At 36.4% G+C, this 546-nt stretch carries 1 protein-coding gene; it reads left to right on the top strand.

The features are described from left to right. Window positions 1-546: IS4 family transposase (locus GJS40_RS01200; RefSeq protein ID WP_456298380.1), on the top strand; the 546-nt coding region annotated here is incomplete at both ends.

Consider the following 546-nt stretch of genomic DNA (forward strand, 5'->3'; position numbering starts at 1 on the left):
TAATTGAGAAGATTACGAACAAAGGGTTATTTGTCATTGGCATGGTGAAGCAATTAAAGCAGCGATACGTTTACAATGGTGAACGTTTCACACTGAATCAACTTTACAAATTGGCAAAACCTCACATGGGTAAAAAAGACATTCTCGGATCCGTTTATGCTACTTTAGACAATGGAATTCCAGTAAAAATTCTATTTGTACGAAACCGTAATAAACGGAGCGAATGGCTTGCCATTCTCAGCACAGATACAACATTAGAAAATGAAGAGATCATTCGTATTTACGGCATGCGTTGGGACATTGAAGTCTTCTTCAAATGCAATAAATCCCTTTTAAATTTAGAGAAAGAATTCCAGGGACGTTCCTACGACATGTTAATTAGCCATACAACCATTGTTTTTACACGATATATTCTCATTGCTTGGCAAATGCGAAAAGAGGAGGATCCTAAGACGATTGGCAACCTTTTTTACATCCTTTGCGAAGATGTAAAAGACATAGATTTTATTACTGCCCTTCAATCACTTATTGACCTTTTCCAAACTT

This window comes from Aliibacillus thermotolerans (genome assembly GCF_027853235.1).
GTDB classification, from domain to species: domain Bacteria; phylum Bacillota; class Bacilli; order Bacillales; family Marinococcaceae; genus Aliibacillus; species Aliibacillus thermotolerans.